This is a genomic window from Micromonospora sp. FIMYZ51 (assembly GCF_038246755.1).
Lineage (GTDB): Bacteria > Actinomycetota > Actinomycetes > Mycobacteriales > Micromonosporaceae > Micromonospora.
In genome coordinates, this window is the sequence record NZ_CP134706.1 from 4,162,254 (window position 1) to 4,187,811 (window position 25,558).

Consider the following 25,558-nt stretch of genomic DNA (forward strand, 5'->3'; position numbering starts at 1 on the left):
AGGCGGATGGTCGCGGCGCGGGCCGGTCATCGTTAGCCGGACGGCCCGGTTGGGTACAAGGCCCGTCACCTCGTACCCACCCTCGACTGGAGGACGCCATGCGTGGCACGTCGATATTCGGAGTTCTCGTCGTTATCTGGCTCATCATCGGCGCCGTCGCCGCCGGCCAGCGCGGCTACTACAACGACGAGGAGACCAACTGCGCCGAGTTCGGCACCATTCTGGTCACCATCGTCGCCGGACCACTGAACTACGTGGGCGCCAACCCGAAGGTCGACTGCGAGCTGCCCCAGCCCTCCCAGTGACGTGGGCGGGAAACAACCACGCCCGGCTCCGCCCGCCGCCGGTCAGCGCGACCGGCGGCGGGCGGGGATCTGGCCGGGCGGCGCAGGGCTAGCCCGGTTGACGTAGGGCTAGCCCGGACTAGCGGATTGGCGAGGGCTAGCCGCCGACGTGGATGCCGGGGCGTCGGGCCGGATCGGGCTCGGACTTGCGCAGGATCTCCCGAACCACCGGCGGAGTGTCGCCCCGGCCCAGGATCAGGTACCGCAACAGGTGCGCGATCGGGTTTCCCTCCGACCACTCGAAGTGCGCGTGCGGGCGGATCCCGGTGGCGTCGCGCAGCGCCAGCAGGATCGCCGCGATGGCGTTTGGCGCCGCCGGGCTGCTGGCCCGCAGCACCCGGTATCCGCCCACCTCGACGCCGCGTACCCGCAACACGTGCCGGAACCCGGACGGATCGAGCACGTCGATCTCCAGGAACAGCACATCGGTCGCCCCGGGCACCGGATTGAGCCCACGCTGCGCCCGCTCCTTGACGGTGTACTCCTTGACTGCGCCGCTGCGCGGCTTGTGGGCGATCACGTGCAACCGGCCGTCGTGGGCCACCGAGTCGGCGATGAACCGCCGCGCCGCCTCGTCGAACTCCACCCGCTCCGCCCGCAGCTCGGTCGTCCGGGTGACCCGGGAGACCAGCGACACCGCGATGATGCCGAGGATGAACAGGCCGGAGATGGCGATCCCGTCCGGCTTGGCGATCACGTTCTCGACAAGCGCGTACAACAGGACCAGGGTGAGGACGGTGAAGCCGGCGGCGACGCCGCGCTGCCGGTGCCCGGCGGCGGCGATCGCCACCGCCACCGCGGCGGAGACCATCATGGCCAGAATACCGGTCGCGTACGCCCCGGCCTGGGCATCGACGTCCGCCCGGAAGAGCACGGTCAACACGATGCAGACAAGCGTGTAGACGATGACCACCGGCCGTACCGCCCGCGCCCACTCCGGTGCCATCCCGTAGGCCGGCAGGTAGCGCGGCACGATGTTGATCAGACCGGCCATCGCCGACGCACCGGCGAACCACAGGATGAGGATGCTGCTGACGTCGTACACGGTGCCGAAGACCTCGCCGACCTGCTGGTGGGCGAGGTAGGCCAGAGCCCGACCGTTTGCGGCCCCGCCGGGGGCGAACTGGTCGGGCGGAATCAGCACGGTGGTGACGAAGGTGGTGCAGACCAGGTAGACCGACATGATCAACGCGGCGGCGGTGAGCAGCCGTCGGGTGTTGCGGATCCGCGCGGCCAGCCGCGCCTGCGGGTCCGGCCCGGCCCCGGCGACCAGGGGCATCATGCTGACCCCGGTCTCGAAACCGGAGAGGCCCAACACCAGCAACGGGAACGCCAGCGCCGCGGTCAGCGCCACCTCGCCCGGGCCACCGCCCGCCCGCAGCGTCCCGGTCCAGTCCGCCAGCACCCCCGGGTTGTCGAAGACCTCGCCCAGGGCCGCCGCCACGATCACCGCGTTCAGGACCAGGAAGGCCACGACCAGCGGCACGGCCACCGCCACCGCCTCCCGGAAGCCGAGCAGGAAGACCCCGCCCAGCACCAGCAGGAGCAGCACCGTGACGGCGACCGCGACCGTGCTCCCGCCGAACCCCGCCGGCAGGTACGGATTCTGCAACAGGTGCACGGTGGCGTCGGCCGAGGAGAGGGTGATGGTGACGAGCCACGAGGTGGCGACGAAGCCGAGCAGGACCAGCACGAAGATCTTGCCCCGCCAGAACGGCAGCAGCCGTTCCAGCATCGCCACCGAACCCTGACCGTGCGGGCTCTCCTGCGCCACCCGGCGGTACATCGGCAGCATGCCGAAGAGGGTCAACGCCACGATCAGCAGGGTCGCCAGCGGCGACAGCGCCCCGGCCGCCAGGGCGGCGATGCCGGGCAGGTAGGACAGGGTGGAGAAGTAGTCCACACCGGTCAGGCACATCACCCGCCACCAGGAGTGCGACCGCGCCTGCCCCTCGCCGGTCTCCGGACCGACCGGCTGCACCTGGTGCACCAGCAGCCAGCGGCGCAGTCGGCTCGGCGGGGCGGCGGTGCCGCGCGGGCCCACCGCCACCCGGTCCGGCACGCTCACCCGCCGCCCCGCCCGTTCACCCGGCCGGGTGGGATCCCGCGCCGCACGCAGCCCGGGATCCGGCGTACCGGACGCCAGCCGGCGTTCCCGGCCACGTCGCGCTCTGGTCCTGTCCCCCATGTCCCGCCCGCCCTCCGGCGTTCCTGCCCCGACCGTAGGCGGTCGAAGAACGCGACTTCGCCCGAACCGGGAAAGCGGACCGCGCTCAGCCGCCGCCCGGATCCGTCAGGGCGCGGGCCAGCCCGGCCGGGTCGGCGACGGTTACCGTCAGCCCCGGATGGCGCGGCCAGCCACCGGGCACCAGGGCGGGTACCGGCCGGACGAACCGTACGCAGAGCCCGGCGGCGACACTGCTGCCGAAGGTCACCCCGAGGTCGGAAGCGGACAGCCGGGGCCCGATCGCCCACCACCAGCGGTACGGCCCGCCGAGTTCGACGCCGGCCACGTTGTCCCGGCCGGTACGCAGCCGCCACGGCCCGAACCGCACCGCGAGATCGTCGGCGGCCACCCGAACCCAGGCGGTCGATGGTCGAACCCCGAGCAGCACCAGTAACGGGCGAAACTGCGGATCGAACCGGAACTCGAAGAGTTGTCCGGGCATGGCCGTCGGGTACCCCACGAGGACCGGCCGACACCCCCCGGGGCCGGCCGGCCCCCCTGTCCCCCGTGCGCTGTTCCGGGCGTCGCCGCCCGGTCGGGTCGGACCGCCCCCGCACTCCGCCGCTGGTGCGACGGAGCGCGGGGACCCCCCGTCCCGGCTACTGCAAGAACGCCCCGAGGGGCGAAAGCAGCAACCGACCGAGCGCCGCGGCTGCGTCGTCGAGCCGCTTGCGCTCGCGTTCATGCCGATGCGGATCGTGCCGGCAGCGCCAGATCCGCTGCGCGTTGCGCCAGGCCACGTCGCGGGTGTAGCCGATCAGCTCACCCTGGTACCAGTCGTCGATGTCGCCGTTGAGCATGTCGAAGAGCAGTTGCCACCGGTCCAGATAGCCGCGCCGCAGCTCAGGGATCTGGTCGGCGAAGATCTTGTTGATCTCCAGATAGTCGTGGTGCTGATCGCTGCCGTTGACCGGCTCGGACTCCAGGTGGTCGAAGGTGGTCACCAGCGCGAACGGCAGGTCGAAGTTGATGTGCGCGTTCACGCCGGCCGCCGCCGAGGGCAACGGTCGGGCGTCCGGACCGCACATCCGCTCGAACAGGCAGGCCCAGGCTTGCGGGATGGCAGGGCTGCGGTCGCTCCACAGTCGCAGCGCGTCGAAGTAGCGCGCGGCGAACTCGACGTCCAGCCGGGACAGAAAGACCGGGTCGACGAACCGGTCGGCGTAGAGGCCGTCCAGCACGCTGCTGGTGATGACGAGGTACAACCGGTTGAAGTCGGCCAACGGGCAACTGTCCAGCAGCGGCGGCAGCCGGACCAGCAGTTCCTGCAACCGGGCCAGCTGATCGACCACTGCGGGCACGTCGGTCGGATGCTCGGCGAGCAGGTCCACGACGTCCTGGTGCACCGGCCCCCAGACCGGCCCGGTCAGGTCGTCCCGTCGCTCCGTGTCGTCATGGGGCGCCACCGCGCCGAGCCCGGTGACTCGCTCACTCATGCCTGCTCCGCCCTGTCCGCCGACGCCGTCGTCGCTTCGTCGGCGCCGGACTCAGCCTTTCAGGCAGGCAACCCGGCGACATCAGTAGAACTACGTATCCGACACCTGCGGGCGGCTACGTAGGAAGATGGTGCTCGCCTGGACCCGGGTGCGCACCTGGAGCTTGTCGAAGATGTGCGAGACGTGGACACCGATGGTCCGCTCGCTGATGAACAACCGTTGGCCGATCTCCTTGTTGGTCAGGCCCTCGGCCACGGCGGCCAGCACCTCCCGCTCGCGGGCGGTGAGCGCGGTGAGTTCGTCGCCGGTCGGCGGCACCACGTCGGTGCTCCGTTCCTCAAGCGGAATCCGGGCCCGGCCGGCGAGGGTACGGATCTGGGCGCACATCGGCACCGCACCGAGTCCCTGCGCCGTCTGGTACGCCTGGCGCAGCAGCTTGCCGGCGGTCGCGGTCCGCCGCCGACGGGCCAGCAACGCCTCGGCCTGCCGCAGTCGGGAATACGCCGCCGGATACGGATGGTTGCGGCGGTCCCACTCGGCGGCGGCCCGCGCCCACAGCTCCGGATCCGCCCCGTCGAGTCGACTCACCTCGGCCGCGCAGAGCGCCAGGTAGCCCTCGACGACGTCGCGTACCGGCCGGGCCGCGTGTGCGCTCCTGCCGGCCACCCGGTCGGCGATCTCCCGCAGCCGGCGCACCGCGTCGTCGTCGACCGCGACGGTACGGCTGGCGTGCGCCTCGGCCTCGGCGCGCAGGCCGTGCCAGACCAGTACGGCGAGGATGACCAGGTCGTCGGAGCGGGTCTCGGTGAGGCCGCGGCGGACCGCCTGCCGGGCCACGTCATGGCGCCCCTGCCACATGGCCAGCCCGGCGCGCAGGGTGAGCAGGGGGATGACGTGCCGGGCGCCGCCACCGGCGAGCATGGTGGCCACCGCGTCGAGATCCCGGTGGGCGGCCTCGACGTCGCCGTAGCCGACCGAGAGCCGGCACCGGGCCAGCAGCAGCTCGACCGCGTCCGCGCCGGAGGGCCGGTACCGCAGCGCCGCCGCGACCACCTTCTCCGCCTCGGACCACTGCCCCACCCGGAACAGGCCGTTTGTCGCGATGGCCAGCAACCGGGTGCCGTAGCTGCGGCCCAGCCCCAGTTCGGTCACCCGTTCGGCACCCCGGCGGGCCACCACCACCCCCTCTTCGCAGGTGTTGAGGGGACCGGTGAGCAGCTCGGCCAGGTGCAGGTAGGCCAGCGCCACGTCCTCCGGGCGGCCGGCGCGTTCGGCGGTCGCCAACGCCCGGCGCAGCACGGTCAGGCCCTCCTCCGGATCCTGGCGGAACGCCTCGGAGAAGCCCAGCGCCATGCTGGCCAGTACCACCTCGGTGGTGGCCCCGTCGACCTGCTCGGCCAGGGCCAACGCCTCCCGTGCCCACTTGCCGGCGTCGGCGTACCGGCCCAGGTGCAGCAGCAGCTCCGCCAGGCGGGCGGCGGCGGTCGCCCGCTGCCGCGAGGTGCAGTCGGCAGCCGCCAGGGCGTGCTGGTACTCCGCCTCGGCAAGCGCCGACCGACCTGCGGCGGCGAGATAACGGGCCCGCCGGATGTGCAGCTCACAGGCGGGAAGTTCGGTGTCGGCCCCGGCCAGCTCCTCCAGCAGGGCCAGCGCCCGGGCGTACTCACCACAGTGGTGGGCGGCCTCGGCCGCGTGCCCGAGCAGGGTGGCCCGGTCGACACCGGGCAGGCCCTCGGCCAGCTCGACGGCGACCGACCAGTGCCGGTGCGCCTCGGCGTAGCCGTACAGCCGCTCCGCCTCCGCCGCGGCGGCCAGCGCCGCCGGCAGCGCCCGTTCCGGCTCTCCGGCCAGCCGCCAGTGATGCGCCAGCCGCGCCTGGTGCAGCTCGCCGGACGCCGAGGTCAACGCCTCGGCGTAGCGGCGGTGCAGCAGGGCACGTTCGGCCGGCAGCAGCTCGTCGGCGAGCACCTCCGCGACGAGCCGGTGGCGCAGCCGGTAACCGTCGTCGGAGCCGGCCAGCAGCCGGTGCGAGACCGCCGCGCGTACGGCGTCCAGCAGGTCGGACTCGGGTAAGTCGACGACCCGGGCGAGCAGCCGATGCGTGACCGGCTCCACCCCGGCGGCGACCGCGTGCACCACCCGGTGCGCCGGCCGGGGCAGGGCGTCCACCCGGGCCAGGAAGACCTCACGCAGGGTGTCGGAGAGACCGTCCCGCCCGTCGCGCAGGTCCCGGGAGAGCTCCTCGACGACGAAGGGGTTGCCCCCGCTGCGCCGCCACAGCTGCTCGGCCGCCTCGGGGGCCAGTGGACGGCGCATCACCGCCGCGGCGAGTTGCTCGGTCGCGGCCCGGTCCAGCGGGGCCAGGTCGAGCACCCGCACCGCCCGGAGCCGGCGTAGTTCGGTGAGCACCCGGCGCAGCGGATGCGCGCCTTGCAGCGACTCCGAACGCACCGCCGCGAGCACCGACAGTTGCAGGTCACCCAGGCCGGCGAGCAGGTAGAGCAGCAGTTGGCGGGTGGTCCGGTCGACCCACTGAAGGTCGTCCAGCACGAGCACCACGGGACGTCCCTGGGCGATCAGGCTCAGCCCACGCGAGACCCGCTCCAACAGCGCACCCGCGCCGTCCGGGCCGGTGACCTCCTCGGCGAACACCGCCAGCAGCGCCCGGACCGAGGCCGTGGCGGGCGGGGCCAGGTCGGCATCGAGCCGGCGCAGCGCCTGGCGCAGCGGGTGCAACGGTGAGGCGTCGCCGATGTCCAGGCAGGAGCCGGTGAGCACCAGGGCACCACCGTCGCGCAGCCCGGCACCGACCTCGTGCAGCATCCGGGTCTTGCCGACACCGCTCTCTCCGGTGAGGAAGACGGCCGCGGTGTGCCCCGGCACCACCTCGTCGAGCAGCGCGGCACGCACCGTCGCCACCAGATCGGCCCGACCGACGAGCGGTGTGGTGTCCAGGTCGCTGGCCATGGCTCGCAGCCTAGCCACCGGCTCCCTTCCCGCTCTAGCGCCGCGTCACCCCGTTCCTCCGGCTCGCGCCAACATTGCGACCAATGGCGGTGTACGGCCGACATACGTCGTTCTGCCGATCCGCCGTCGGACCAGGGGTGACAAGCTGCGGACAACGTCGACACGTACGGGGGGAGAGAGGCGGGTGCGTCTCCATGCCCATGTCCACCCTCGTCGCCACGCCGGCATCGGTCCGGCCGATCAGCTGGCCGGTCACCGAGGAACGACGGACCGTGACCGTCCTTTTCGTCGACATCGTCGGTTCGACCGGACTGGTCGAGCGGCTCGATCCGGAGGACGTCCGCGCCCTGCAACGGGTCTACTTCGGCACGGTCGCGCGGGTGCTGCGGCAGTGGCACGGCGCGGTGGAGAAGTATGTCGGTGACGCCGTGATGGCCCTCTTCGGCGCACGGGTCGGTGACGGATGGGAAGCGTACCGAGCGGTGCGAGCCGGCCTGGAGCTTCAGCGGGCGCTCGACCGCAGGCCGGTCGCGACCGCGCCCGGCCTGCGGGTCCGGGTCGGGGTGGCCACCGGCGAGGCGGTGGTCGATCTCGCGGCCGGACACGACGGCGGACACGGCATGGCCAGCGGTGCGGTCATCACACTGGCCGCCCGGTTGCAGGAGTACGCCCCACCCGGCGGCGTGGCGGTCTGCGCGGTCACCCATCGGGCCGTCGCCGGGCTGATCACCCAGCGGCGGATACCGGCGGTCACGGTGACCGGCAAGGCCCTCCCGGTGGAGGTATGGCATGCCACGGGCACCCGGCTGGCCCGTCCTGCCCGGCCGGACGGTCCGTTGATCGGCCGACGTGGCGAACTGGCCGCCGTACGGGAGCAGCTCACCGAGGCGGTTCGGGGATCCGGTCCGCAGCGGGTGTTCCTGACCGGGCCGGCCGGCAGTGGGCGCAGCCGGTTGTTGCACGAACTGGTACGCAGCACGCCCACGCTCGACGGGGTCACGGTCCGCTGGTGCCGGACAACCTGTCCGCCCTACCCGGACGGTCCGCTGGCGCCCGTCGCGGAGCTGATCCGTACGCTGGCCGGCGCCCGCGTCGTCGATCCACCGGAGACGGTGGGCCAGCGGCTGGCCGGTGCCCTGGACGGTCTGGTGCCGTCGGAGTCCCTGGCGGCGGTACCGGGCTGGATGCGCGATCTGGTCGCCACGGTCGGCACCGCAGCGGGCACCCGGGCCCTCGCCGGCTGGCGGGAGATGATGCTGAGCCTGGCCCGACGGCAACCCGTGGTGCTGGCGGTGGACGACCTCGACCGGGCCGCCCCGGGACTTCGCCGGCACCTGGACACGCTTGTCGACCGGGCCACTGCGGACCGCCTGCCGCTGGTGCTGGTCGCGACCGGCAGCCCGGGGGTCGACGGGCCGGCCCGAGCGGCGGCCCTGCTCCGGTTGCCGCCGCTGGACCCGGTGACCACCGGGCGGCTGCTGCGCCGGCTGCTGCACCGCGCCGGCCGGTCGGCCGCTCTGGTGCGGCAGTTGATCCCCCTGGTCGGCGGCAACCCCGGGCACGCCGTGGCGTACGTGCGGGCGCTCGACGTCGACGATCCGGCGCGGCTGCCCGTACCGGAGAGCGTCCGTCGGGTCGCCGAGGCCCGGCTGGATCGCCTCGACGGTCCGCTGCGGGCCACGCTGATGGCTACCGCCGCCCTGTCGCCGGGCTGCACCGCGCCGGAGTTGGCCCGGGCGCTCAACTGGTCGGTGGCGTACGCGAGGTCGGTCCTGGACGAGCTGACCAGCGCCGGTCTGCTCGTCGCGCAGTCCACCGGCGGGCACACCGTCGCCGACGAGACGTTGCGTCAGGTCGCCGGTGCCCGGCTGCCCCGGGCGGTACGCGCCGCCTTCATCCGTCGGGCCGCCACCGCGCGCCCGCCGCAGCCGGTCATCGAGTCAGTGACGATCCAGAAAGGCCAGGGCGCGGTCCCAGGTGAGGTCTGCGGCGACCGGGTCGTGATCGGCGACGGTCGGGTCGGTGAACAGGTGACCCGCCCCGGGATAGCGGTGCACCACCAGGTCGGCCCCGGCCGCGGTCAGCTCCCGCTGCCACTTGTCGACCTCCTCGGTCGGGTCGTAGGCGTCCGGATCGGCCAGGTGCAGCTGGACCCGCAGGCCGGGCCGGACCTTGGCGGGCGAGCCGCCGGTGCCGTGCAACAGCAGCAGACCGGCCGTGTCGGGGCGTTCGGCGAGCATCGCACCGGCCACCCCGGCGCCCATCGAGAAGCCCGCCAGCACGGTCTCGGGCGGCAGCCCGTCGAGCGCGGCCCGGGCCCGGTCGAGGACGGTCCGCTGACCGATCCGGTCGAGCAGGGCGAACCCCTCCTCGACGGTGTCGACTGGCGGCTCGGCGTACAGGTCGGGCGTGTGCACCTGATGCCCGGCGGCGCGGAGCCGGTCGGCGGCGGCCAGCACGGCCGGCCGCAGCCCGTACACGGAATGGAAGAGCACGACATGTCCCATCGGGACATCGTGCCGGACGGCTACGACCGAATGGTCCCGGCGCGCGGCGGGCCGGCCGCCGCCGGACCGGTCAGTTCCGGTCGCGGTCGACCGGCCCCCGCTTTCCCGGTGCCGAGGCGTCGGAGGTCGGCCGCAGGGCCCGGCTGTGTCCACGGAACTCGGCGATCACCTCCGCATCCGCGCGGGTCACGGTGACGTCGTAGATCCCACTGCGGCCGTACCGGGTGCGTTCGGCGGCCCGGGCGACCAGCAGGTCACCCTGGCGGGCCGGCCGGACGAAGGTGATCTCGCCGCTGGCGGCGACGGTGACCGGACCGTGGCTGTTGCAGGCCAGCGCGAAGGCGGTGTCGGCAAGCAGGAACACGAACCCACCATGCGCGATCCGGTGGCCGTTGACCATGTCCGCGGTGATCCGCATCTGCGCGACCGCCGCGCCGCCACCGGCGCTGATCAGCTCGATGCCGAGCCGGTTCGACGCGACGTCGGCGTCGAACATCTCGTGCGCGGCGGTGCGCTGCGGGTCCACGCTGGCTCCTGGGTCCGGTCGGCCGGGCAGTCGCCCGCCCTCGGTCGGACATCATGCCATCGCCGGTCCCGGTCACGACCTCGGCACGGTGTGGGGGCCGCCGAGCACTGCTTCGACGGCCCCGCGATCATCGCATCGCCATTCTCTCGCAATTGCCAATCCTTGGCAACAGGACTGGACAACCGCTCACCCAAGTAACTAGCGTGCTCGCTATGACTCCTTACATCGGCGACATCGATGCCTGGCAGGAAAGCTGGGATCGGCAGCAGGAGGCGTACCTGCCGGACCGGGAACACCGGTTCGCCGCCATGCTCGACGCGGTCGACGCGATACGCGACACCGGCCCACTGCGGCTGCTCGACCTGGCCGGCGGCACCGGCACCATCTCGCTGCGTGCGCTGCGCCGCTTCCCCGACGCCGAACTGACCCTGGTCGACCTCGACCCCGCCCTGCTCGCCCTGGCCACCGCCGCACTGCGTGACCGAGCCACCATCGTCACCGCCGACCTGGGCCGACCCGACTGGCACCACGCACTGCCCCACCGTCGGTACGACGCGGTGCTCACCGCCACCGCGCTGCACTGGCTGCCCGCCGACCGGCTGGCCACCCTCTACGGCGAGCTCTGTGACCTGCTGCGACCAGGTGGCCTGCTGGTAAACGCCGACTACATGCCCGACGACGCCCTGCCGGAGCTGACCAAACGCCTGCTGGCCCGCTCCCGGGAGCGCCGGGAGGCCCGCTACGCCGCAGGCGCCGCCCTTTCCTGGTCGCAGTGGTGGGAGCAGGCGGAGCAGGACGAGACGCTGCGCCCACTGGTACGGCAGCGGCACGGCATCTATCCCACCGGCCACAGCCCGGAGTGGAACCCGCCCGTCTCCTGGCACCTCGACGCCCTTGCCAAGGCGGGCTTCGCCGAGGCCGGCACCCTCTGGCGCGGTGGCCCGGACGCCGCCGTCGTCGGCCTCCGCTGATCCGGCCCCTTGCCGGCGGGTGGTCTTCGGCCGCAGGGGGCACCGCACCCTGCGGCGCGCCTACGCCTGCGGCCCGGGTGATGAGCCCGCCCGCACCGGCACCCCCGTGCTGCCGGTGGCGGGCGGGCGGACCGCGGGGATCAACAACAGCGTCGGCAACAGCAGCAGCGGCACGACCACAAGCGCCCGCAGCGTGCCGACGTGGTCGCCGAGCAGGCCGAGCAGCGGCGGTCCGGCGAGGAAGGCGGTGTAGCCGACCACGGCGACCACGCTGACCCGGACGTGGGCGTGCTCCTCCTCGTCGGCGGCGGCGCTCATGCCGACCGGGAAGCCGAGCGAGGCGCCGATGCCCCAGAGCGCCACGCCGACCACCGCTACCGGACCGGAGCCGGCGAGCACCGCCAGGCCGGCACCGACGATGGCGAGCACGATGGTGGTGGCGAGCACCGGGACCCGTCCCCACCGGTCCAGAGCCACCGTGCCGAGGGTGCGGCCAAGCGTCATACCGACGACGAAGAGACCGAAGACCGCCGCGCCGGCCGCCTCACTGAAGCCGTACCCGTCGATGAAAGCCACCGCGAGCCAGTCGTTGGCGCTGCCCTCGGCGAAGGCCGCGGCCAGCACCAGCAGGCCGATGAGCAGGGTGCGGGGCTCGCGCCACGCGGCGAGCAGCCGGCGGCGCCGGCTGGCCGGGGTGCCGGCCTCGGCACCCGGCTCGGCCGCCAGAAACGCCCGTGCCCCGAGCAGGGTGCCGGCGAGCACCAGCGCGGCGAGCACGCTGAGGTGTGCGCCGACCGGTACGGCCAGCCGGGCGGCACCCGCGCCGAGACCGGCACCGGCCACCGAGCCGAGGCTCCACGCGGCGTGGAAACGGGGCATCACGGTCCAGCCGAGCCGACGCTCGACGGCGGCCCCCTCGATGTTCATCGCCACGTCGCAACTGCCGGAGCCGTAGCCGACGGCGAACAGCCCCACCGCCACCCCGGCCAGCGAGCCGAACAGGCTGGCCGAGAGGCCGGCGACGGTCAGCCCGAGCGACAGGATCAGGGTGGCCAGCGCCACCGCCCGGGCCGCGCCGAGGCGTTGGGTGACCAGCCCGGCGGTGGGCATGGCGACGATCGCGCCGGCGGACATGGCGAGCAGCAGCAGGCCGAGCCGGCCGGGGCTGAGGCCCAACTCGTCACGGATCGCCGGGACCCGGGAGAACCAGGTCGCCACGGCCAGGCCGTTGAGGGCGAACACCACCGCGACGCCGTTGCGGGCGGACAGTACGGCGCGGGACGGTCCCGAACCGGGCGGGGGTGTCGCGGGGGCGGTGACTGCGGGGTCCACGTACGTTCCGGTCCTCTCCTCAGCGGCTGGTAACGATCAGACACCTGGGAGCGCTACCAGCACAATCTGTTTCAGGTGCTTACCGCGATGATGGCGGGCGCGGCATGATGTGAGCGTCCGCGCCCACCGAGGCGGACGACCGGTAACAGGGAGAAACATCATGACAACGGCACGCCGGCCGGCCACCCTCGACGACGTCGCCCGGGTGGCCGGGGTGTCCCGCTCGACGGCGTCGCGGGTCCTCGCGGGCAACGGCTTCGCGTCGCCGATCGCCCGCGAGCGGGTGCGTACCGCCGCCGACCGGTTGGGTTACGTGCCCAACCCGGCGGCCCGGGCACTTGTGCACGGCAGTGGCGTACGCCTGCTGGTCGCGGTGGCCGGCACCAGTCCGGAGGTCCTCGACGACAGCTACGTCGACCAGGTGGTCAGCGCCGTGGCCCGGGCCTGCGCGCCGCACGGGCTGGGCGTGACGCTCCAGTGGGTGCCGCTGGACGCGCCGGCACTGCTGACCCGGCTCACCGACGATCGGGCGGTGGCCGGCCTGGTACTGGTCAACACCACAAGCGCGCTGCTCGACCTGGTGCCGCGCCGGCTGCGGAGACGGACCGCGTCGATCGGGATCGGCTCGGCCACCGTGCCGTCGGTGGACATCGACAACGCCAGCGGCACCGCCGCACTCGTCCGGCACCTGTACGCCAGTGGCCGGCGACGGATCGTGATGGTCACCGGACCCCGCTGGCTGGCCTGCGCCGACCGCTCGTTGCAGGCGTACCGGCGGCTGCTGCGTGACGCCGGCCTGCCGACCCGGGAGGTGGTCGGCGACTTCACCGCCGCCCGGGGCCGGCTGGCCGCCCGGGAGGTGCTGCACCGCTGGCCGGACACCGACGCGATCGTCGGGATCAGCGACGCGACCGCGCTCGGGGTGATCGGCCAGCTACGCGCCGAACGGGTGCGGGTGCCCGACGACATCGCGGTGACCGGATTCGACGACATCCCGCTGGCCTCGGCCACGGACCTGACCACGGCGAGCCATCCGGTGCGGCAGATCGCCACGGCGGCGGCGACAATGGTGCTCCAGCGGTGCCCGGAGCCGGGCAGCAGCACCATGTTCCCGTCCGCACCGGTGCTCCGCGAGAGCGCCTGACCGACGCCGACCACCGCGCTCGATCCGCCACCGACGCCGCGCGGCGGACTGGGGTTTCCGGTGCCGACGTGCGACCGCCGGGGCTCAGGTGGTGAGCGCGCGTAGCAGGTCACGCACGAGCTGCACGCCGACCTGGTGGTCGGCGCCGACGGGCTGCGCAGCGCGCTACGGGCGGCGCTCTGGCCGCAGCTTCCGCCCCCGGCCTACGGCGGCTCGACCGCCTGGCGGGCCGCCATCGCCTACCACGGACCGCCGGTCGCGGCGGTCAGTTGGGGGCCCGCCGCCGAGTTCGGCATGGTGCCGCTCGGCGAGGGCCAGTTCTACTGGTACGCGGCGATCAGCTCGCCGCCCGGCCGGACCGCCCCGGACGAACTGGCGGCGGTACGCGAGCGCTTCGGCGACTGGCACGATCCGATTCCGGCGCTGCTCGCCGCGACCCCGCCGGAGGCCGTGCTGCGCAACGATCTCTACCAGCTGGCCGCCCCGCTGCCCAGCTTCGTGCAGGGCCGGGTGGCCCTGCTCGGCGATGCCGCCCACACCATGCTGCCCCACCTGGGGCAGGGCGGCTGCCAGGCGATCGAGGACGCGGTGACGCTTGGCGCGCTCGCCGACCCGGCCGGCGACGTGCCGGCGGCGCTGCGCGCGTACGACCGGGCGCGCCGACCCCGCAGCCAGGCCGTCGCCCGCGCGGCGGCCCGGACGGCGCGCTTCGGCCAGCAGCTGCGTCACCCGGCGGCGATCGCGGTACGCGACACGGTCATGCGGTTGACGCCGGCCCGGATGGCGCTGCGCGGGATGGCCCGCCACGCCGACTGGCACCCACCCCGGGCCGCCTGAACGCCTCAGGCGCCCGGATGCTCGCCGCCGGGTCGGATCCAGTCCGAGTCGTGGCCGGGCTCAGCCGGCGGCGGCCAACGAGGTGAGTTCGGCGTACTCCGGCGAGGCCAGGAAACGGGTAAGCATCTGGGCCGTGCCCGGGGTGTACGGTCGCCCGTCCAGCACCTCGTCGGTGGAGAGGAAGACCAGGGCGGCGCCCTCGCCGAGCACGATGTCCTGCTGGCGGGCCCGGGTGGGGGCGCAGAAGTAGTGCTTCACCCGATCCTGGTCGGGCAGTTCCTGGCGGGCGTACAACCGCAGTCCGTCCGCCACCCGCAGCCCGGTCTCCTCCTGCAACTCCCGACGGGCGGTCTTCTCCGGGGTCTCCCCCGGCTCCCCGTGCCCGCCCGGCAGACCCCACACGTTCGGTTGGTACGGGGCGTACTCGTCGCGCAGCTGCATCAGCAGCCGCCCGTGCCGGTCCACCAGGAGGATGCAGGAAATCGGAATCATGGCTACAAACTAAGTCCCCGTACGCCTCGGACTCCACTACCGGCTATGGTTGTCCAGTGATCGGTTTCGGCATGCTCTGGTACCTCGTCGGCGTATTGGCCGACGTCGGTGCGTCGAGCATGCTGTCCGGCACGGCCGCGGCGACCGGCGTACTGCTCAGCGTCGTGCTCGCCGCCTCGAATCTGCTGCACCGGGTGGTCACCGAACCCGAGCTGCGGATCACACGCCGGGTGCTGCGGGAACGCTCCGGACGCACCGGCATACCCCGGCATCGCGATCCCGATGCCGCCGGCCGGGCCCGCCCCAGGGCCCCGACGGCGACCCTCGCGGTCGCCTGAGCCTTCACTTCTCCCGCTCGCCAGCACGCCGCTGATCGGCGACCGCAAACCGACTGTTCTGCCCTTTTCGGTCACAGGTCGCCTTTCGAGGGGTGCATTTTGCCTAATTCATTGATTTTCATCGGTTGTTCGAACGCCACCGGGGTCGCCCGGTGAGTACGATCTTCAGCCCGCTGATGGCAGTGATCTACGGAGCCATCTCGGCAATCCTGCTTTTCTGGCACGCCGCCTGGCAGCTGCTCTTCGGCGACGCGATGGTGCTGGGCACCAACTGGTCGTGGGTGCTCGGCATCGTCTTCCTGGTGCTCACCGTCCGGACCGTCCTGTTCCCGGTCTTCGTCAAGCAGATCAAGTCACAGCGGGCGATGCAGGCTCTCCAGCCCCGGATCCGGGAACTTCAGGAGAAACACAAGGACGACCGGGAGACCATGCAGAAGGAGATCCTGGAGCTCTACCGCACCGAGAAGGCCAACCCGCTGATGGGCTGCCTGCCGATGCTGGTGCAGATCCCGGTCTTCCTCGGCCTGTTCCACGTGCTGCGGCACCTCAAGCCGACCATGCCCGAGCACATGAAGACGCTGTACGGCTGGACGGTCACCCAGTTCGACAGCGCGTCGTCGGCGAAGTTGTTCGGGGCCCCCATCGCCGGCAGCTTCCAGTCCACCGCGGAGCAGCTCGCCGTGCTCGGCGCCGACGGCGTCACGGTCAAGGTGGTCGCCGGGATCCTGATCGTCACGATGATCGTGACGACCTATCTGAGCAGTCGCCAGCTGATCCTGCGTACCGGCTGGGCCGAGGATCCGCAGCAGAAGATGGTGCAGCGGCTGATGCTCTACGGCATCCCGCTGTCGCTGCTCGTCTCGGGTCTGATCTTCCCGATCGGCGTGATCATCTACTGGGTGATCACGAACCTCTTCTCCCTCGGCCAACAGACCTGGGTGCTGCGCAAGTATCCGCCACCGGCCCCGAACGGCCCGCCCGCACCGAAAACGGTGCCGGACGCGCCGGGATCGCTCGCCCCACGAGTCGGCGCGAAGCCGACGCGCCCCAGGAAGTGACAGGCGATCCTGGTACGTCACGCGCGCGGTGACGTACCAGGATCCGCCTCAGTGGATCAGGGTCGTGGTCCAGCGCGGGGAGGAGTGGGTGACGGGGGCCGGGTCACCGGTCAGGGTGGTCGACGCCGCGGTGTCGCGCTGGGTGCTGGTGCCCACCCAGAGGTCCACGTCACCGGGCTCGACGATCCGGTTGAGGCTGCGGTCGGAGAAGGCCAGCCGGGTGGTGGGCACCGCCAGCTCGACCGTGACCGACTGACCCGGCGCCAGGTGGATCCGCCGGTAGCCGAGCAACTGCGCCACCGGCCGGGTCACCGAGGCCACCCGGTCGTGACCGTAGAGCTGGACCACGTCGTCACCGGCGACCGTACCGGTGTTGGTGACACGTACGGTCGCCCGGATCGTGCCGTCGGTGGGCACCGTGGCGGGCACCGACAGGTCCGCGTGCGCGAAGGTCGTGTAGGACAGGCCGTGGCCGAACGACGCCGGGGGCGTCGTCGCCAGGTTGGTCACCTCGTTGCCCTCGCCGAGCGCGGGATGCAGGTACGAGTACGGCTGAGCCCCGGCCGAGGCAGGCAGGCTGATCGGCAGCTTGCCGGAGGGGTTCACCCGTCCGGAGAGCACCCCGGCGATCGCGCCGGCACCCTCCTCGCCCGGGAAGAACGCCTGCACCACCGCCGCGCACCGCTCCAGCGCCCAGCCGACCGCGTACGGCCGGCCGGTGAGCAGCACCAGGACCACGGGACGACCGGTGGCCAACACCCGCTCGACCAGCTCCCGCTGGACGCCGGGCAGTTCCAGGTCGTCCCGGTCACAACCCTCGCCGACCGTGCCGCGCCCGAACAGGCCAGCGTGGTCGCCGACGACCAGGACGGCGACATCCGCGGCGGACGCCGCCGCGACCGCGGCACCGAACCCGGACCGGTCGTCGCTGTCCACGTCGCAGCCCTGCGCCGAGCTGACCAGCTCGGCACCGAACTCGGCGCGGACCGCGTCGAGCACCGTCGGCACCTCGATGCCGGTCTCCACGTCGGGGTGCTGGGCGAGTACGTGGTTGAGGAAGGAGTAGCACCCGAAGAGGGCGGCCTGCCGATCGGCGTTCGGACCGATGACCGCCACCCGCCGGCCGGCCGGCAGCGGCAGGATCTCCTGGTTGCTGACCAGGATGATCGACTCCTCGGCGAGGCGGCGGGCGATCGCCCGGTGCTCGGGCGAGTCGAGGTCGATCGACTGGACCGGCTCGTCGGTGAAGGTGGCGTCGAGCAGCCCGAGCTCAAGCTTCTGGCGCAGCACCCGCAGCACCGAGCGGTCGACGAGGGCCTCGTCGAGCCGGCCGGAGCGCACCGCCTCGACCAGGGTCAGGTACGCGTCGCCGGTCGGCAGTTCGATGTCGACCCCGGCGGTCAGTGCCTGCACCGCCGCCTCGGCGTGGTCCACCGCGACGTGGTGCAGCAGGTTCAGAAACGCCACGCCGAAGTAGTCGGCCACCACCGTGCCGTCGAAGCCCCACCGCTCCCGCAGCAGGTCGGTGAGCATCGTCGGGTCGGCGGCGACGGGCACACCGTCGATCTCGGCGTAGGAGTGCATGACCGACCGGGCGTCGCCGTCGAGGATCGCCATCTCGAACGGCAGGAGCAGCACGTCGGCGAGTTCCCGCGGGCCGGCGTGCACGGGGGCGAAGTTGCGCCCGGCCCGCGAGGCGGAGTAGCCGACGAAGTGCTTGAGCGTGGCGTGCACCCCCTGGGACTGCAAACCACGCACGTACGCCGTACCGACGGTGCCGACCAGGTACGGGTCCTCGGAGATGCACTCGTCGACCCGGCCCCAGCGCGGATCCCGGATCACGTCGAGCACCGGGGAGAGGCCCTGGTGCACGCCGAGCGCCCGCATCGACGCGCCGATCGCGGCGGCCATCTCGGTGACCAGTTCGGGATCGAAGGCCGCGCCCCAGGCCAACGGGGTGGGGAAGGTGGCCGCCTTCCACGCCGAGAGCCCGGTCAGGCACTCCTCGTGGACGATCGCCGGGATGCCCAGCCGGGTGCCCGTCACCAGATCCGCCTGGAACTTCCACAGCCAGGCCGCGCGGGCGGCGGCGTCGACAGGGCGGGTGCCGTAGGCCCGGGTCAGGTGGCCCAGCCCGTGCCGGGAGAAGGTCTCCAGCTTGCCGACGTCGCCGAACTCGCCCTGCAACGGGGCGACCGCCTCGCCGTCCTCCTTCTCCCAGAACCCGACGAGCTGCGCGATCTTCTCCTCGATCGTCATCCGGCCGAGCAGCTCGCGTACCCGTGCCTCCCCCGCCGCCCGGTCGGGCCGGTCGTGGCTCGGGCCCGGCTGGGCCGGCGTCGCCGCCGGCCCAGCCACCACCCCGTGGAGCTCAGTCATGCTGTGTATCCCCTTTGTTGCTCGTGCCGCTGTCGCTCAGCCCTTGACCGCGCCCTGGAGGCCACCGACGATCTGTTTCTCGGCGAACGTGAAGAAAAGTAGTGCCGGCAGCATCGCCAGCGACGTGAAGGCGAGGATCCCCGCCGTGTCGGAGGTGTACTGACTGGAGAAGTTCTGTACTCCCAGGGGCAGGGTATGCAGGCTGGCGTCACCGAGCACCAGTAGCGGCAGCAGGAAGGCGTTCCAACTCGCCACGAACGCGAGGATCCCGACGGTGACCATCGCCGGCCGCGACAGCGGCAGCACGATGCGCCAGAGGAAGCCGATCCGGCCGGTGCCGTCGATGGCGGCGGCATCCTCCAACTCGCGGGGAATGGCGGCCAGGAAGGGCCGCAGGATCACGATCGTGATCGGCAACTGGAAGGCGATCTGCGGCAACATCACCGCGTAGTACGAGTTGATCAGGTTGAGGTCGCGCAGCATGAGGTAGAGCGGCAGGATCGCCGCGCCGGCCGGGAAGAGCAGGCCCAGGGTGAAGAAGGTGAACAGCGCCTCGCGCCCTCGGAAGGTGTACCGGGCGAGCACGAAGGCGGCGCTGACCCCGAGCAGCACGACACCGAGCGTCGTACCGAGGGCGATCACCCCGCTGTTGAAGGTCTGCTCCCAGAAGTTGCTCTGCGTCAACACCCGCCGGTAGTTGTCCCAGACCCAGGGGTCGGGCAGACCGGCCGGATCCGCGACGATCTGCGGAGTGGTGCGGAAGCCGCCGACGATCACGTAGACCACCGGGGTGATCGACACGGCGGCGACCGCGAGCGCCAACGCGTAGGTCAGCGGGCTGCTCCACGCGAAGGGTCGGCGGGCGGTGGACGAGGACGGCATGGTGTTCGCGGTCATAGTCACTTCGCCCTTCCGGTGACGGCACCCTGGATGTCGCGGCGCAGCAGGAAGCGCTGGAAGAGCAGTGCCGCGACGAAGGAGATGACGAACAGGATCACGGCCACCGCGTTGCCGTAGCCCCACAGCCGGGCGAAGAACCCGTTGTCCACCATGTACGTCGCCATGGTGGCCGATGCGCCGAGGGACCGTACCGCAGGCACCGAGGTGACCCAGATGATGTCGAAGACCTGCAACGAGCCGATCATCGACAGGAACATCCAGATCCGGATCGTGGGGCCCAACAGCGGCAGGGTGATGTGCCGCTGGGTCTGCCACCAACTCGCTCCGTCGATCGCGGCGGCCTCGTTCAACTCCTGCGGCACGTTGGACAGACCGGCGAGCAGGAGGATGATGGCGAAGCCGACGTACTTCCAGGTGAGGATGAACAGCAGCGTCCAGATGACGATGTCGAGGTCGGCGAGCCACGCCTGCACCAGGCCGCCCAGGCCCAGCGCCTCCAGGAAGGCGTTGAACGTGCCGGCGTCGGAGAGCAGCAGCTTCCACATGATGCCGACGGTGACCTCGGCGAGCACGTACGGCACGAACGCCAGCAGCCGGAACAGGGTGCGCCCACGGAACTTCCGGTTGAGCAGCAGGGCCACGCCCAGCGCGACGGGGCCCTGGATCAGCAGCGACCCGAACACGATGATGGCGTTGTTGCGCAGCGCGTCGAGGAAGATCGGGTCCTGGAAGGCCAGGACGTAGTTGTCGAACCCGACGAAATCGGTGGGCGGCCCGACTCCCCGCCACCGGAAGAGGCTGTAGTAGAAGGCGAAGCCCATCGGCACCAGCACGAACATCACGTACACGATGACCGCTGGCGTGGTGAGACCGATGATCTCGTACCACTTGCGTCGGGTCTCGGCCGCGCGGTGTGGCGATCGCCTGGCGGGCCGGCGCCCCGCCGGCGGCGCGGTCGCGCCGCCGGCGAGGTCCAGGGTTGGGTTGGTGGAGGTCACTTGCGTGCGGCCGCCTTCATCGCCTCGACGACCTGTTCGGGCGTGCCGTTGCCGGCGAAGATGGCCACGATCGCGTCGTTCATCGCGTTGCCGACGGTGCTGCCGAAGGCCGTGTCCAGCCAGAGCTGCACGTAGGTCGCCCCGCTGGTGGCCTCCAGGATGGACTTCAGCGCGGGGTCGGCGACACCGGCCTCGGCGCCCTTGGTCACCGGCAGGCCGGTGCCGGTCTCGGCGTAGCCCTTCTGCACCTCGGGGCTGACGATGTACTTCAGGAACTCGACGCACTCCGCCGGGGCGTTCTTGGCGCAGGCGAAGCCGTCGCCACCGCCCAGGGCCGCCTTCGGGTCACCGGGGGAACCGCTGATCGCCGGCACCGGGAACCAGCCGATGAACTTGTTGAGCGCCTCCTTGTCGGCGGCGACCGTGTCCAGCGTGCCCTTGTTCCAGTCGCCCATCAGCTCCATCGCGGCCTTGCCGTTGGCGAGCAGACCGTTGGCGCTGGTCGGGTCGTTCTGGCCGGGGGTGGCGATGAAGTTGTTCTGGAACGGCTTGGTGTCGATGAAGGCCTTCAGGTCCTGGCCGGCCTTCACGAAGCACTGGTCGTCGAAGGAGAGGTCCGTGGAGGCCTTCTTCAGGGTGTCGACCGAGCAGGCACGCAGCGCGAAGTTGTACCACCAGTGCGCGGCGGGCCACTTGTCACCGGCGCCGACGGCGATCGGGATGACGTTTATCGCCTTGAGCTTGGTGACCGCGTCGTTCAGCTCTTCGAACGTGGTCGGCGGGGCGGCGATGCCGGCCCGCTGGAACATGTCCTTGTTGTACCAGATGCCCTCGATGCCCATCCGGTACGGCAGGCCGTACTGCTTGCCGTTGGCCTGCCAGATCTCGGCCGCGCTGCCGATGTTGGCAACCTCGTCCTTGACCTGCTCGGTGATGTCCTTGAGGTAGTCGGCCTCCACCTGCTCGCGGAGCTCGCCACCACCCCAGGACTGGAAGATGTCCGGCGGGTCGCTGCTGAGCAGCGCGGCAGGGAGCCGGGTGCGCTGGAGCTGGTTGGTCTCGATGCCCTCGACGTTGATCGTGACCGTCGGGTGCAGCGCGTTGAAGTCCTTGGCGACCTTCTCCCAGTAGGTCTTGCCCGGCCCGTCCTGGGAGGCGTTGTGCCACCAGGTCAGGGTTACCGGGTTCTTGAACAGTTCGTCTGCGGGTGGCGCCTCGCTCTCACCGCCGCCGCCACAGCCGGCGACGAGCAGTGCGGTGGTCAGGGACAGCGCTAGGACGGTGCCTGCGCGGCGCTTTATAGCCATCAGTGGTCTCCTCGACTAGGCAGTCGCGGTGCTCGGCCTGCGGGGGAGTTTTACAGCCACGTAACGCAGTGTCAATCGGTGTCGATAACGTTTTCGACTCGGCTGGGACACCGCCCGAACCGCCCTCTATCATCATCACCGTGGCGTTCCCGCAGCGTGTCAACATGTCGGACGTGGCCCGCGCGGCCGGCGTCTCCGTAGCCACCGTATCGAAGGTCGTGAACGGCCGGTACGGGGTGGCACAGGCAACCGTGGAGCGCGTTCAACAGATCATCCACCAGCTCGGTTACGAGGCCAGCCTGGGTGCGCAGAGCCTGCGCAGTCACCGCACAAACGTGCTGGGCATCCTGGTCGCCGAGTTCGAGCCCTTCTCCACGGAGCTGCTCAAGGGCGCCTCCAGTGCGGTGGCCGGCACCGGCTACCAGTTGCTGGCCTACTCCAGCGGCGACGTCGCCGGCACCGCCGTCGGCTGGGAGCGCCGCTCCCTGGCCCGCCTGTCCGGGACGCTCATCGACGGAGCCGTGATCGTCACGCCGACGGTGGTGGAGACCAAGCAGGGCTTCCACGTCGTCGCCGTCGACCCGCACACCGGCCCGTCGGGCCTGCCGACCGTCGACTCGGACAACTTCGCCGGTGCGGTCATCGCGACCAACTACCTGCTGTCGCTCGGGCACCGCCGGATCGCGCACATCAGCGGGCGGCCCGACCTCGAGTCGTCCCGCCTGCGGGAGGCGGGCTTCCGGCAGGCCATGGCCGACGCCGGGGTGGGCGTGGACGAGCGGCTGGTACGCGTCGGCGGGTTCCGGATCGAGAGCGCCGCCGGCACCGCGGGCGAACTGCTCGCCCGCCCCGACCGGCCGAGCGCGGTCTTCGCGGGAAACGATCTCTCCGCCATCTCCACGATGAACGTCGCCCGGGAGATGGGCCTCACCGTGCCCGACGACCTCTCCGTGATCGGATTCGACAACATCCCGGAATCTGCCCTGGTCAACCCGCCACTGACGACGATCATGCAGCCGCTGCAACGGATGGGCGCGGAGGCGCTGCGGCTGCTCGTAGACCTGATCGCCGGCGTGGAGCGCGACATCCACATCCGGCTGCCCACCGAGTTGGTCGTCCGCGCCTCCTGCCGCGCCCTGCCCGACTGACCGGGCTCACGCTGCTCTTCTCGGCCGGGGCCGCCTCGAACCGGGAGATCGCGTTCAACGTGACCCAGTTCGGGCCGGACACCTCCGGCGCCAGGCGGGCCGATCTCGGCGGTGTGCAGTATCCGCTCAGCACGCAGCGGCGGTAGCTGACACCCTCGCGGGGGTCGTGGGCCGTCCGGCCCGCGGCCCTCGTCAGCGTAGGCAGACCCAGTCGGTGACCACGGCGTGTCCACCCGCCTCGGCCCGCAGCTGGATCGGACCGGGCGGCGGTACACCCAGCGAGAAGAGACCCACCGCGTCGACCGGGGCCTCGTCGTAGGTGCCGCTGGCGGTGCGGGCGGTGACCCGTCCGCCGCCGGCCGGGGAGAGCTGGCCGACGATCCCGGCCTCGCTCACCTCGATCTCCACCAGCATCGGGCCGTAGCGGAAGGAGAGGGTCCGCGCGGAACCCGCCGACCTGATCCGCCCGACCGGCTCCGCCTCGCCCGCCGAGTCGAAGACCAGCTCGGCCAGGGCCAACTCGGCGTCGACAGTCCGCCAGGCGAATGCCGCCCGCCCCGCCGTGAGGTATTCCTCGGGAACTCCGCCGGCGTCCCAGAGCGCCGCGCCCAGCTCCGCCGTCAACCGGTCGTCATCGACCGGCGGCCACGGCTCCATCGCGGTCACCTCCCTTCGTCCCGGCGGTCCCAGCCGGGCTCAGGTACGGCGCGAGGGCCGGGCAGTCGCGCAGCCGGCGCAGGCAGCGGGCCTGGGTGGGCCCGATGCTGCCGATCGGTACGCCCAGCCGGTCGGCGGCGTCCCGGTAGCTCAGCGGCGGATCGGTCGTCAGCAGGGAGAGCAGTTCCTGGCAGCGCGGCGGAAGTTGGGCGAAGCCCTCCCGCAGCGCCTGTCGCCGCTCGGCCCGCAGCAGCTCCTCGTCCGGCGCGGCGACATCGGTCCAGCTTCCGTGGTACGCGTCGAGGGCGACATCGGTCGGGTCGACCGGTTGGGTGCGCCGACCGAGCCGGGTCATCCGGTAGCACTCTCGCCGGGTCGTGACGGCCAGCCAGGCGGCCAGCGCCTGCGGATCGCGCAGCCGGTCGAGGTATTCCACCAACCGCAGCCAGACGGTCTGGTTGACATCGGCCGCGTCGGCGCCGCCGAGATCATGGGCCCGGATCACCGAGTAGACCAGTGGGGTGTAGCGGCGGACCAGTTCGGCCCAGGCCGCCTCGTCCCCGCGTGCCGCGGCCGGAACCAGGACGGTCACGCTCCGGTCACTCATCACGGCACCGCCGTTGCGCGAATCATCCGACGAACACCCCGTAGTGGGGATGCCAGCGTGGCGCCGCGAGCAACGCCAGCCGTGCCGCGTCGGCGCTCATGTCACCGGCGGTCATCAGGGCGGCGAGTCGACCGGAGACGTGTGCGGTGGCGAACGAGGTGCCGGCCCAGCTGGCGAAGCCATGGAACAGCCGGGTCGGTCGGCCCGGCAGCGGCATCCGGCCCGCGACGTAGGTGCTGTCGCGCCGGCCGAGGGCGCAGGCATCGACCCACGGGCCGAAACCGCTGTAGGTCGCCGGCAGCAGACCGGCAACACCCTCGGTCACCGCCGCGACCGCCAGGACCCGGTCCAGGGCCGCCGGCCAGACCGGCCGGCTGGTCCCGGCGTTGCCCGCCGCCGCCACCACCGCGGTGCCCTGCGGCAGCGCGGCCACGGCGTTGGCCAGCGGCAGCGAGGGCTGATCGTCGAGGGTGAAGCCGCCCAGGGAGAGGTTGACCACGCAGACCTCCGGCGCCAGCCGGCCCAGGGCGGCCACCAGCATGGCCTCGTCGCCGACGCCGGTCGGGCTCAGCGCTGACTCGGGGTCGACGCGTACGCCCGGCGCGGCCTGCCGGACCACCCCGGCGACGAACGTGCCGTGGCCACCCTGCGGGGCGAGCACGTCGGCGTGCAGGTAGAGCGGGTCCTCGTCGTCGGCCTCCGGCAGGTACGCGCCGCCGAGCCATTGCGGGTGAACCACGCCGGCCTGCCGCCAGATGCCGGTGTCGCAGATGCCGACCGTCACCCCCGCTCCGTCGCCGCGCCGGTTCGGATCCGGCGGTGGTAGGGCGGCGACGGCCCTGGGTGGTCCGCCCGGATTGCCCATGATGTTGCCCAGCCCGAGCAGCACATGATGCGGTTGGACGGCGGGCACCCGCTGGCCGGGCCACTGCTGGGGGTCGCGCAGCTTCGTCACGATCGCGGGAATGTCGGTCTCCCCGGCGAACAGCAGCCGGGTGACGCCGGCGAACCGGTCGGCGAGGGTGGCCGGGTAGCCGGCTTCATCCAGCCAGGCGGCGACCCGCCGGGCATCGGCGTCGGCGGCGAGCAGTTGCCGGGGCCGGTAGAGGATCTCCTGGCCCGCGACGGTGTGCCGGCGCACGCCGCGATCGGCGCTCAGCGCTTCGGCGAACGCGAGTTGATAGGCCCTGTCGTCATCGGCGTCGCTGTCGCCGAACGCTCGGGCGGGACGCAGCCCGACGCCGACCGGCACCGCCACGGCGGCCAGGGTGGCGACCGCCAGTAACCGCCGTCGGGACAGCCGGGAACCAGCGCCGGGCGCGTTGGGGTAATCAGGAAGCACAGGGTCCTCCAGGAACTGTCCGGGCGGCGGCACGCGCTGGT

General features: G+C 72.1%; 22 protein-coding genes and 1 pseudogene. 8 read left to right on the forward strand and 15 right to left on the reverse strand.

Features of this window, described 5'->3' with window-relative positions:
* Positions 1 to 98 precede the first annotated feature (98 nt).
* Positions 99 to 305: a hypothetical protein gene (locus QQG74_RS18975; RefSeq protein ID WP_341716105.1), complete on the forward strand. Its 207-nt coding sequence runs from the start codon at positions 99 to 101 to the stop codon at positions 303 to 305.
* Positions 306 to 441: 136 nt separating this feature from the next.
* Here QQG74_RS18975 and QQG74_RS18980 read toward each other — a convergent pair whose 3' ends face one another.
* The 4 genes from QQG74_RS18980 to QQG74_RS18995 form a co-directional block, all read right to left on the reverse strand.
* Complete coding sequence (locus QQG74_RS18980; RefSeq protein ID WP_341716106.1) at positions 442 to 2,532, reverse strand: amino acid transporter; 2,091 nt, start codon at positions 2,530 to 2,532, stop codon at positions 442 to 444.
* An 85-nt stretch (positions 2,533 to 2,617) separates the two neighbouring features.
* Complete coding sequence (locus QQG74_RS18985; protein ID WP_341716107.1) at positions 2,618 to 3,013, reverse strand: hypothetical protein; 396 nt, start codon at positions 3,011 to 3,013, stop codon at positions 2,618 to 2,620.
* Positions 3,014 to 3,170: 157 nt separating this feature from the next.
* A complete protein-coding gene (locus tag QQG74_RS18990) occupies positions 3,171 to 3,941 on the reverse strand; it encodes a DUF5995 family protein (RefSeq protein ID WP_341721282.1) in 771 nt (256 codons plus the stop codon).
* Between the two features lie 156 nt (positions 3,942 to 4,097).
* A complete protein-coding gene (locus tag QQG74_RS18995) occupies positions 4,098 to 6,974 on the reverse strand; it encodes an AAA family ATPase (RefSeq protein WP_341716108.1) in 2,877 nt (958 codons plus the stop codon).
* Between the two features lie 200 nt (positions 6,975 to 7,174).
* On the opposite strand from QQG74_RS18995, the pseudogene QQG74_RS19000 reads away from it, so the two are divergent.
* A pseudogene (locus tag QQG74_RS19000) lies at positions 7,175 to 8,350 on the forward strand (adenylate/guanylate cyclase domain-containing protein); the annotation flags it as partial.
* A 564-nt stretch (positions 8,351 to 8,914) separates the two neighbouring features.
* Here QQG74_RS19000 and QQG74_RS19005 read toward each other — a convergent pair.
* Both QQG74_RS19005 and paaI read right to left on the reverse strand, forming a co-directional pair.
* Positions 8,915 to 9,481 (reverse strand): dienelactone hydrolase family protein, encoded by a 567-nt coding sequence (locus tag QQG74_RS19005; RefSeq protein WP_341721283.1) that lies wholly within the window; start codon positions 9,479 to 9,481, stop codon positions 8,915 to 8,917.
* 70 nt (positions 9,482 to 9,551) lie between these two features.
* Positions 9,552 to 9,977: a hydroxyphenylacetyl-CoA thioesterase PaaI gene (gene paaI / locus QQG74_RS19010; protein WP_341721284.1), complete on the reverse strand. Its 426-nt coding sequence runs from the start codon at positions 9,975 to 9,977 to the stop codon at positions 9,552 to 9,554.
* Between the two features lie 242 nt (positions 9,978 to 10,219).
* Here paaI and QQG74_RS19015 point away from each other — a divergent pair, with 242 nt between their 5' ends.
* A complete protein-coding gene (locus QQG74_RS19015) occupies positions 10,220 to 10,978 on the forward strand; it encodes a class I SAM-dependent methyltransferase (protein WP_341716109.1) in 759 nt (252 codons plus the stop codon).
* Positions 10,979 to 11,038: 60 nt separating this feature from the next.
* Here the strand turns inward: QQG74_RS19015 and QQG74_RS19020 are convergent, their stop codons facing one another.
* Complete coding sequence (locus QQG74_RS19020) at positions 11,039 to 12,310, reverse strand: MFS transporter (protein WP_341716110.1); 1,272 nt, start codon at positions 12,308 to 12,310, stop codon at positions 11,039 to 11,041.
* Between the two features lie 160 nt (positions 12,311 to 12,470).
* On the opposite strand from QQG74_RS19020, the gene QQG74_RS19025 reads away from it, so the two are divergent.
* Both QQG74_RS19025 and QQG74_RS19030 read left to right on the forward strand, forming a co-directional pair.
* Positions 12,471 to 13,454 carry a LacI family DNA-binding transcriptional regulator gene (locus QQG74_RS19025; RefSeq protein ID WP_341716111.1) on the forward strand — a complete coding sequence of 328 codons (984 nt, stop codon included), beginning with the start codon at positions 12,471 to 12,473 and terminating at the stop codon, positions 13,452 to 13,454.
* A gap of 120 nt (positions 13,455 to 13,574) precedes the next feature.
* Complete coding sequence (locus QQG74_RS19030; RefSeq protein ID WP_341721285.1) at positions 13,575 to 14,291, forward strand: FAD-dependent monooxygenase; 717 nt, start codon at positions 13,575 to 13,577, stop codon at positions 14,289 to 14,291.
* Positions 14,292 to 14,351: 60 nt separating this feature from the next.
* Here QQG74_RS19030 and QQG74_RS19035 read toward each other — a convergent pair whose 3' ends face one another.
* On the reverse strand, positions 14,352 to 14,783 hold the full coding sequence (locus QQG74_RS19035; RefSeq protein WP_341716112.1) for an NUDIX domain-containing protein: 432 nt from the start codon (positions 14,781 to 14,783) through the stop codon (positions 14,352 to 14,354).
* Positions 14,784 to 14,839: 56 nt separating this feature from the next.
* Between QQG74_RS19035 and QQG74_RS19040 the strand changes: the two genes are divergently transcribed.
* Both QQG74_RS19040 and yidC read left to right on the forward strand, forming a co-directional pair.
* Positions 14,840 to 15,121 (forward strand): DUF6412 domain-containing protein, encoded by a 282-nt coding sequence (locus QQG74_RS19040; protein ID WP_341716113.1) that lies wholly within the window; start codon positions 14,840 to 14,842, stop codon positions 15,119 to 15,121.
* Between the two features lie 176 nt (positions 15,122 to 15,297).
* Positions 15,298 to 16,179: a membrane protein insertase YidC gene (yidC, locus tag QQG74_RS19045; protein WP_341721286.1), complete on the forward strand. Its 882-nt coding sequence runs from the start codon at positions 15,298 to 15,300 to the stop codon at positions 16,177 to 16,179.
* Between the two features lie 48 nt (positions 16,180 to 16,227).
* Here the strand turns inward: yidC and QQG74_RS19050 are convergent, their stop codons facing one another.
* Genes QQG74_RS19050 through QQG74_RS19065 form a run of 4 tightly spaced genes read right to left on the reverse strand, consistent with a single transcriptional unit; the run spans position 16,228 to position 21,763 of the window.
* On the reverse strand, positions 16,228 to 18,558 hold the full coding sequence (locus QQG74_RS19050) for a glycoside hydrolase family 3 N-terminal domain-containing protein (RefSeq protein WP_341716114.1): 2,331 nt from the start codon (positions 18,556 to 18,558) through the stop codon (positions 16,228 to 16,230).
* A gap of 36 nt (positions 18,559 to 18,594) precedes the next feature.
* Positions 18,595 to 19,461, reverse strand: coding sequence for a carbohydrate ABC transporter permease (locus QQG74_RS19055; protein WP_341716115.1), 867 nt, complete (start codon positions 19,459 to 19,461; stop codon positions 18,595 to 18,597).
* Complete coding sequence (locus QQG74_RS19060; RefSeq protein WP_341716116.1) at positions 19,458 to 20,456, reverse strand: sugar ABC transporter permease; 999 nt, start codon at positions 20,454 to 20,456, stop codon at positions 19,458 to 19,460. The genes QQG74_RS19055 and QQG74_RS19060 overlap by 4 nt, the downstream gene beginning before the upstream one ends.
* On the reverse strand, positions 20,453 to 21,763 hold the full coding sequence (locus QQG74_RS19065; RefSeq protein ID WP_341716117.1) for an extracellular solute-binding protein: 1,311 nt from the start codon (positions 21,761 to 21,763) through the stop codon (positions 20,453 to 20,455). The genes QQG74_RS19060 and QQG74_RS19065 overlap by 4 nt, the downstream gene beginning before the upstream one ends.
* A gap of 140 nt (positions 21,764 to 21,903) precedes the next feature.
* Here QQG74_RS19065 and QQG74_RS19070 point away from each other — a divergent pair, with 140 nt between their 5' ends.
* On the forward strand, positions 21,904 to 22,911 hold the full coding sequence (locus tag QQG74_RS19070) for a LacI family DNA-binding transcriptional regulator (RefSeq protein WP_341716118.1): 1,008 nt from the start codon (positions 21,904 to 21,906) through the stop codon (positions 22,909 to 22,911).
* Between the two features lie 192 nt (positions 22,912 to 23,103).
* Here the strand turns inward: QQG74_RS19070 and QQG74_RS19075 are convergent, their stop codons facing one another.
* Genes QQG74_RS19075 through QQG74_RS19085 form a run of 3 tightly spaced genes read right to left on the reverse strand, consistent with a single transcriptional unit; the run spans position 23,104 to position 25,517 of the window.
* Positions 23,104 to 23,568, reverse strand: a complete 465-nt coding sequence (locus tag QQG74_RS19075) for a hypothetical protein (protein WP_341716119.1) — start codon at positions 23,566 to 23,568, stop codon at positions 23,104 to 23,106.
* A complete protein-coding gene (locus tag QQG74_RS19080; RefSeq protein ID WP_341716120.1) occupies positions 23,543 to 24,175 on the reverse strand; it encodes a sigma-70 family RNA polymerase sigma factor in 633 nt (210 codons plus the stop codon). Before QQG74_RS19080 ends, QQG74_RS19075 begins: the two co-directional genes overlap by 26 nt.
* A 22-nt stretch (positions 24,176 to 24,197) precedes the next feature.
* Positions 24,198 to 25,517: a S8/S53 family peptidase gene (locus tag QQG74_RS19085; protein WP_341716121.1), complete on the reverse strand. Its 1,320-nt coding sequence runs from the start codon at positions 25,515 to 25,517 to the stop codon at positions 24,198 to 24,200.
* Positions 25,518 to 25,558: the final 41 nt, after the last annotated feature.